Here is a 7489-nt window from a genome sequence, read left to right on the forward strand (position 1 = left end):
CCCCCGCTACTGTACTCCGACCCCGAAACTGCTCTAAAGTACACGCGGTTGTTGAAACAAGCCGAAAGCAAATGCCGGGAGACAAGGTCGAAGACGGAAAGATGCTACACCTGCGCAAGCCGCTTCGGCAGTCGGCCGTTAAATAAAAACCCCGTTTCCACTATTAGAAACGGGGTTTCGTTTGAGACGCTTGGGCATTCTTTTCGGGCTGCGGAGGAATGCCTGCTGGCTCAGTAGCCGCCCTATGCTTTATCGGAGAGGTAGCGGCAATGGGTCAATGCCTCGCTGACCTTCCACAGCCGTGCGGCTATTTTTTCGTCCTTGGCATAATCGTCCGAATCTACCCGAGTCGGGTGACCCCGAATTTGCTGAAACCCGTCCGGCCCAATGAATTCGCCGCCGTGGATGGCGGGCGCCAGCGCCGCGTAGAGCAGCGGCAACGCTCCCCGAGCCGCGGGCTGCAAAAACAGGTTGCCGAGCGGCCGAATCAACGCCGGAAAATACCGGTCCAGATTCGTTTTGCTGAGCCCCGGGTGGACCGCCACCGACCGCGTGCCGTGGCCGGCCGCGGCCAAGCGGCGCTGCAGCTCGTAGGCAAACATCAGGCAGGCTCGCTTGCTTTGCCCGTAGGCTTTGCGGCGGCTGTAGCCGCGTTGGGCCTGCAAATCGCCGAAGTCAATCTCGGCCCATTTGTAGGACAAGCTGCTGACCGTGACCACCCGCGAACCGGCGGTGCCGGTCAGCAGCGGAAGCAGCCCGCCGGTGAGGGCAAAATGGCCCAAGTAGTTGGTGGCGAACTGGTTTTCAAAGCCGTCTTCGGTCACTTCGTACGGCGACATCATCACGCCGGCGTTGTTGACGAGCAGGTCGAGCTGCCCGTACTGCCGTTGCAGCTGGGCGGCAAATTCGCGGACTTCCCGCAGGCGGCTCACGTCCAGCGGCAGGCATTGCAGCCGCGCCGCCGGGTACTGCTCCGTTATTTGGGCTTTGGCGGCTTCGGCTTTGGGCACATTCCGGCAGGCCAGCACCACTTCCACGTCCTTTTTGGCCAAGGCCAGGGCGGTTTCAAAGCCTATGCCTCCGTTGGCCCCGGTCACCACGGCCACTTTGCCCCGCTGGGAAGACACTTGGTCCATGCTCCATTTTTGGCTCTTTGCTTCGACGTTCATAGCACACTGAACAGCTTAATGGCTTGAGATTTACCGGCCGGTTTGTGGTCAATCAGGGCCGGCTCAAAGCTTGGCTTGCCAAAGGGCTTATAATTGTTCCCAAACCCGATGGGTTCTTTCGGAATGCCCAGGAAATTCTGGTCCAAGCGGTTGTTCTCGTTCAGGTCCTGGTACACGGACACGGCGTATTTGCCCGGCGGCACGTCGAAGGAAGCCGTGGCGGCGTTCGCCCCGGTGGCCAGCGCCGCTCTTCGAAAGGGACTCTTCAACCACCCGGACTTTTCGTTGTAGATTTCGACCACGACTTTTCCCCGGTTCTTCTCAACATTCACGACTTCAATCGTCAAAGTTGCCCGTTGCTTCAGCGGCTTGGGCACCGGCAGCCCGAGCGTTTGAACGAGCAGAACGATGGTCAGGTTGGCAAGCATTGTCACTGTTTCTGATGGTTGAATCATAAACCCGGTGGCTTCCGGCAGTCCGTACCTACGGGCCTTCGGGCTCCGCAAAAGTGAGCAGGCAGCGGCGCCTTTTTCCATCAGAAAACGTGCAATTACTCGGACAAACCTTGCGTAAGTGCGGCGCGGTACTGGGTGGGCGTTTGCGTGGTCACTTGCTTAAACAGCCGGCCGAAATAAGACGGGTCGGAAAAATTCAGCGCAAAGGCGACCTGGGCAATGGCTTTGGAGCCGTCCTGCAAGAGCACCTTGCTGTGCGCAATCACGAGCTCGTGGATGTGCTGCTTGGGCGGCCGGTTGGTGGTGTGGTTCACGCACCGGTTCAGGTAGTTTTCGGAAACGGCCAACGCATCTGCGTAAAACTTCACGTCCCGGGCCTGCCCCACGTGCGCGTACAGCAGTTCTTTGAACAACGTGGTGATTTCCCACTGCCGGTCCGGCTTGTGCCACGTGGTGGCCGTGGCCGCCGCCAACTTCAGCACCAGGGCTTTGAGCAGCGCGAGCTGGATTTCGTGAGCAGACGCGTTTCCGCCGGTTTGGGAAAGCAGCAATTCGCAGCACTTACAGAGCCATTCCATCTCGGCCCCCGAAACCGAATGCTTGGGGTAGAAGGTGAGACGGTGCAGCAAGGCGCCGTCGGCAAAAATGTGGGGCAGCAAGAGGCTGTCGATGTGTATGAAATACCCCTCGGTGGCCGGCTCAATGGATTTGATGGCGTTCAGGTGCCCGTCCCGGATGAATAGCACGTCGTTTGGGGCCAAGTCAACGACGTCATTGTCCACTTGCTGCTGACCCCCGCCCGTCCGAAAAAGCAGCAAGAAGTTGTATTCCGCGCGGAAAAGTGGAGTGGGCGGCTTGAGGAGCGAGGCCGCCGCCGACAAGGGATAAATCTGGATTTGACGGTCGTAAAATTCAAACGTTACCGCCGTCGCGTCCATGTAGTGGGCCACGAACTTTTGGTGGCTAAGAGGGTCAGAATGCTTGTATCGCATAGAATTTCGGTTGACGATGGCCCCGTGTAGCAGCCTGCCCCTGAAGCTGCGTTTGACCAGGCCAGGAATATTTTCCCGCCTGCAACATGCAGGAGTGTGCACAGATGGGCTGGTGCACTGGCGCCAAGTGGCGAAATCTGGTGGTCTGGTGGTTGCTTCGGTGCAAAAAGTGAACTTAGGCTGAAGCGACCGGGTGGTCGGTTGCTCAATGCTTGCCACGGCGGCGCGCTACAACCCCAGAAACTAACTTTAACTAAGGGCTAAATAAGCTGCGACCCTCCCCTTGTGCTCCACTCCCTGGCGTTGGCCCGGAAGGCTTTTTATCGTTCGCGCCACGGCCCACGGCTTGCCCGGCCGCGGGCTTTAGGCGAGGCAGCAAAAGTACGGAATCGGCCCTACCGGAAAATACGGATTAGGGGCCCGAGCCCCGGCTCGGTCGCAACCCGGCGAGTCGGGGCCAAGTAAGCAGAAGCTTTAGGAGGCCCGGTGCCAGCGCGCGCGGGCCGTTTTCTTGCCTGGCATGCTAATAAACAAGACGATTCCCTTCGGCTACGTTTTTCGGTCCATCCGGTCCGACCTGGTGCGGGTGCTGCTGATTTCCGTGTTTTTTCAGCTCATGCAGCACTTCTACCTCCGTTTCCTGCCGGCCATCCCGCTGCAGCTGGCCACGCTGCTGGGTAGCGCCATCTCGCTGCTGCTGGCCTTTATCCTGAGCCAGTCTTACGACCGGTGGTGGGAAGCGCGCAAGGTGTGGGGCGCCATCGTCAACGATTCGCGCACGCTCGTGCTACAGGTGCAAGGCTTCGTGCCCAACGCCGTGCTGCGCCCCGGGGAGGCCGACTCGCCCCTGCGGGCCGTGGCCTACCGGCAAATTGCCTGGTGCTACGCCCTGGGCCGGTCGCTGCGCGGGCAAGAGGTTGAGTCCGCGCTCGAACCGTTCCTGTCGGCGCAGGAACTGGCTGCCGTGCGCCACCACACCAACAAGCCCCTGGCCCTAGTGGGCTTGCACACGGACCAAATCAAAACTCTCTACGAAGAGCAGGCCCTGGACGGGTGGGCGCGGGCGCAGCTCGACGCCACGCTCGTGCGCCTGGTCGACTCGATGGGCAAGGCCGAGCGCATCAAGAGCACGGTGTTTCCGGTGGCTTACCGCCAACTGGTGCATTTCTTCGTGTACTTGTTCGTGGTGGTGCTTTCCCTGAGCCTGGTCGAGACCATTGGCTGGTGGGAGCCGCCGGTGCTGCTGGTCATTGCCGGCTCGTTCCTGCTGCTGGAGCGCACGGCCGGCCACCTGCAGGACCCGTTCAGCAACCAGCCTACCGACACCCCGGTGACGGCCATTGCGCGCACCATCGAAATCAACCTCAAGCAGTTGGTGGCCGAGGGCACCGTGCCGGCTCCCGCCCAGGCCGAGTCCTACTATCTGATGTGAGGCGGGCCAGCTTTGCCCCAACCGCGGGCGCAACTCTCGTGGATGCGAATACTGCTGCGGCACGGAACAGCAAGATTCGGGGGAAGTTTTGGTTGGAATTCGCTGCGCGTCAGAGTTCCGTAGGGGGGAGTTGAGGCGGAGAATGGAAAGCCGGACAAGAAAGCTATTTCACCACGGGCCGCTAACCAAAGCAGAAAGCAGCATTGGTCAATCAATTTGTTGCCTGTTTTTCATAAACGCAAAAACCCCGTTTCCATTACAGAAACGGGGTTTTTAGCTGAGGGGATGGGATTCGAACCCACGATGACCTTTTGAGCCATACACACTTTCCAGGCGTGCTCCTTCGACCACTCGGACACCCCTCAGGGTGGTGGTTGGTGGGGCAAAGATAGAGGCTAGTTGTCAGTTGTTGGTTGTCCGCTGTCAGTTTTGTGCGCGTCCGGCAACCTGACAACGGACAACCAACAACTGACAACTAAAAATCACGGAGTGATTTCGCCGCGCAGGTCCTGCATGAGCAGTTGGCGGGTGCGCCCCTCCCCCAGCCCGAGGCCCAGCACGAACATGAGCTTGGTCACGGCCGCTTCGGTGGTGATGTCGTCGCCGCCCACAATGCCCAGTTCCGTGAAATGGGCGCTGGTTTCGTATTTGCCCTGCACCACCCGGCCCTCTTCGCACTGGCTCACGTTGAGCAGCCACACGCCGCGGGCGCGGGCATCGGCCAGGCACTGCAGAAACCACGGCGCGGTGGGCGCATTGCCCGAGCCGTAGGTTTCGAGCACGCAGCCCCGCAGGCCGGCGATGCCCAAGATGGCCGATACCACCGCTTCCGTGATGCCCGGAAACAGGCGCAGCACGGCCACGCTGGTTTCCAGGTTGGTGTGCACTTTCAGGTGGGCGCCGGGCAACAGGCGCACGCTTTTGTCGTCGAATTCGAGGCCGATGCCGGCGCGGGCCAGCGGCGGATAATTCTCGCTTTTGAAGGCGGCAAACTGCTGGCTTTCCACCTTTTTGGCCCGCGTGCCGCGGATGAGCACGTCGTTGAAAAACACGCACACTTCGGGTACCCGCACGGTGAGGGCGCGGGGGTGGCGCGCGGCGGCAATTTCCAGGGCCGTGACGAGGTTGCGCTGCGCATCGGAGCGGCTGACTCCCACCGGCACCTGCGCCCCGGTGAACACGACGGGCTTGCCCAGGTGCTCGAGCACGTAGCTCAGGGCCGCCGCCGAATAGGCCATGGTGTCGGTGCCGTGCAGCACCACGAAGCCGTCGAAATCGGCGTAGTGCCGGCTGATGAGCTGGGCCAGAAACAGCCAGTCGGCGGGCGTGACGTTGCTGCTGTCGAAGGGCGCGGGCAGGCTGGAGAGCATGAGCTGAAACGGCAGACGGGCCAGCTCGGGCATTTTGCGGTTGAGGTTGCCAAACCGCATGGGCACCAGCTCGCCGCTGCGGTTCACGGCCATGCCCACCGTGCCGCCCGTGTAGATGATGAGCAGCCGCGGCGTTGCGGCGTTGGCGGGGTCGGCGCGGGTGGGCAGGGGCAGCAGGGGCAGGTCGAGGTCGTATTCGGGCATCGGGCGGGAATTGGGAATGAGGAAACGAAGGCGAAAGAACGGTAAACTCCCCTCCTTACCAAGGAGGGGATGTTCGAGCCACCGGCTCGGACGGGGGTGGTTGGGACGTTGAACCGAAGGTCAGCGCAGCTAACGAGGCCCGGACGATTTCGCTCCAACGTCGCAAACGCCCTAACCACCCCAGCTGACGCTTCGCGTCAGCGTCCCCTCCTTGGTAAGGAGTGAAATTGGTTGTTCTGCTCTGCAAGGTAGCGCGGCGGTTTTTTCGCCACGCAGCAGCCCCGACGCCTCGTCTGCCGTATTGCTTCCATCTCCATACTCTTGCTATGACCCCGACTTCCGCCACCCCCAACAAACCCGTGTTCGATGTGCTGGTCATCGGCGCGGGCATCATGAGCGCCACGCTGGGTGTGCTGCTCAAAGCCCTCGACCCCACCCTCACCATTGCCGGCTTCGAGCGCCTCGACGCCGTGGCCGCCGAAAGCTCCGACGCCTGGAACAACGCCGGCACCGGCCACTCGGCCTTCTGCGAGCTCAACTACACGCCCGAGCGCCCCGACGGCTCCATCGACATCAGCAAAGCCGACAAAATTGCCGAGCAGTTTGAGCTCAGCAAGCAATTCTGGGCCTCGTTGGTGCTCGAAGGCCAACTGCCCGACCCCAAAAATTTCATTCGCACCATTCCGCACATGAGCTTCGTGTGGGGCGCGGCCAACGTGGAGTACCTGCGGAAGCGGCACGCGGCGCTGCTGCACTCCCCCCTATTCCAGGGCATGGAATTCAGCGAAGACCCGGCCCAGATTGCCCAGTGGATTCCGTTGGTGATGGACGGCCGCGACCCCGGCACGCCGGTGGCGGCCACGCGCATGGCCATCGGCACCGATGTCAATTTTGGCTCGCTCACCCGGTGCCTGTCCAAGCACTTGAAAGCGCTGCCCGGCGTGGACTTGCACCTGGGGCACGACGTGGAAGACTTCCGGCGCAAAGACGACGGCATCTGGCGCGTGAAAGTGCGCGATTTGGCCGCCGGCGAAAGCCGCATCGTGCGGGCCCGCTTCGTGTTCATCGGGGCCGGGGGCGGCTCGTTGCCGCTGCTCGAAAAGTCGGGCATCCCGGAGGCCAATGGTTTTGGCGGCTTCCCCGTGAGCGGGCAGTGGCTGAAGTGCCGCAACCCCGCCGTCATCGCCCGGCACGAGGCCAAGGTGTACGGCAAGCCGGCCGTAGGTTCGCCGCCCATGTCGATGCCCCACCTCGATTCGCGGCAGATAAACGGGCGGAAAGAACTGCTGTTTGGCCCGTACGCCGGCTTCAGCACCAAGTTTTTGAAGAAAGGCTCCTACACCGATTTGTTCCGCTCCATTGAGCTGGGCAACATCCGGCCGCTGCTCTATGCCGGCGCCCGCAACCTGGGCCTGACCAAGTACCTCATCGGGCAGGTGCTGCAGTCGCCGGAAGACCGCACCGCCGCCCTGCGCGAGTACTACCCCGGCGCCAACCCGGCCGACTGGCAGTTGGAAGTAGCCGGCCAGCGCGTACAGGTCATTAAAAAGGACAAAAAGGTAGGTGGCGTGCTCGAATTCGGCACCGAAATGGTGACCGCGGCCGACGGCTCCATTGCGGCCCTGCTAGGGGCCTCACCTGGCGCTAGCACGGCCGTGGCCATCATGCTCGACCTAGTGCAGAAGTGCTTCCCTGAGCGCTCGGCCACACCCGAGTGGCAGGCCAAATTCCGCCAGCTAGTGCCCTCATTCGGCCAGAAATTGGCCAATGACCCGGCCCTGACCGCCGAAGTGCGCGAGCGCAGCCGCCAAGCGCTGCAACTCGACGCCTGAGAATAGTAGCTTTCGAAAAGGACCGTCGTGGGGGT

The 7489-nt window shown here is 61.8% G+C and carries 6 protein-coding genes and 1 tRNA gene; 2 read left to right on the top strand and 5 right to left on the bottom strand.

Going from position 1 to position 7489, the window contains the following annotated elements; genetic code table 11:
• Positions 1 to 242 precede the first annotated feature (242 nt).
• The 3 genes from VF629_RS16150 to VF629_RS16160 are packed head-to-tail and all read right to left on the bottom strand — an operon-like array spanning position 243 to position 2616.
• Positions 243 to 1169 (bottom strand): oxidoreductase, encoded by a 927-nt coding sequence (locus VF629_RS16150; RefSeq protein WP_331059523.1) that lies wholly within the window; start codon positions 1167 to 1169, stop codon positions 243 to 245.
• Positions 1166 to 1705, bottom strand: coding sequence for a DUF2141 domain-containing protein (locus tag VF629_RS16155; RefSeq protein WP_331059524.1), 540 nt, complete (start codon positions 1703 to 1705; stop codon positions 1166 to 1168). The genes VF629_RS16150 and VF629_RS16155 overlap by 4 nt, the downstream gene beginning before the upstream one ends.
• Positions 1706 to 1719: 14 nt before the next feature.
• A complete protein-coding gene (locus VF629_RS16160; protein WP_331059525.1) occupies positions 1720 to 2616 on the bottom strand; it encodes a helix-turn-helix domain-containing protein in 897 nt (298 codons plus the stop codon).
• 520 nt (positions 2617 to 3136) lie between these two features.
• Here VF629_RS16160 and VF629_RS16165 point away from each other — a divergent pair.
• A complete protein-coding gene (locus tag VF629_RS16165; protein WP_331059526.1) occupies positions 3137 to 4048 on the top strand; it encodes a bestrophin family protein in 912 nt (303 codons plus the stop codon).
• Between the two features lie 277 nt (positions 4049 to 4325).
• Here the strand turns inward: VF629_RS16165 and VF629_RS16170 are convergent.
• Both VF629_RS16170 and VF629_RS16175 read right to left on the bottom strand, forming a co-directional pair.
• Positions 4326 to 4413 (bottom strand) — tRNA-Ser (locus tag VF629_RS16170).
• A 117-nt stretch (positions 4414 to 4530) separates the two neighbouring features.
• The gene (locus tag VF629_RS16175) at positions 4531 to 5622 is read right to left on the bottom strand and encodes an asparaginase (RefSeq protein WP_331059527.1); all 1092 of its coding nucleotides are present in this window, start codon (positions 5620 to 5622) and stop codon (positions 4531 to 4533) included.
• 293 nt (positions 5623 to 5915) lie between these two features.
• Between VF629_RS16175 and VF629_RS16180 the strand changes: the two genes are divergently transcribed.
• A complete protein-coding gene (locus tag VF629_RS16180; protein WP_414653895.1) occupies positions 5916 to 7454 on the top strand; it encodes a malate:quinone oxidoreductase in 1539 nt (512 codons plus the stop codon).
• Positions 7455 to 7489: the final 35 nt, after the last annotated feature.

Origin of the sequence: Hymenobacter sp. (genome assembly GCF_036388155.1) — a bacterium.
Classification (GTDB): domain Bacteria; phylum Bacteroidota; class Bacteroidia; order Cytophagales; family Hymenobacteraceae; genus Hymenobacter.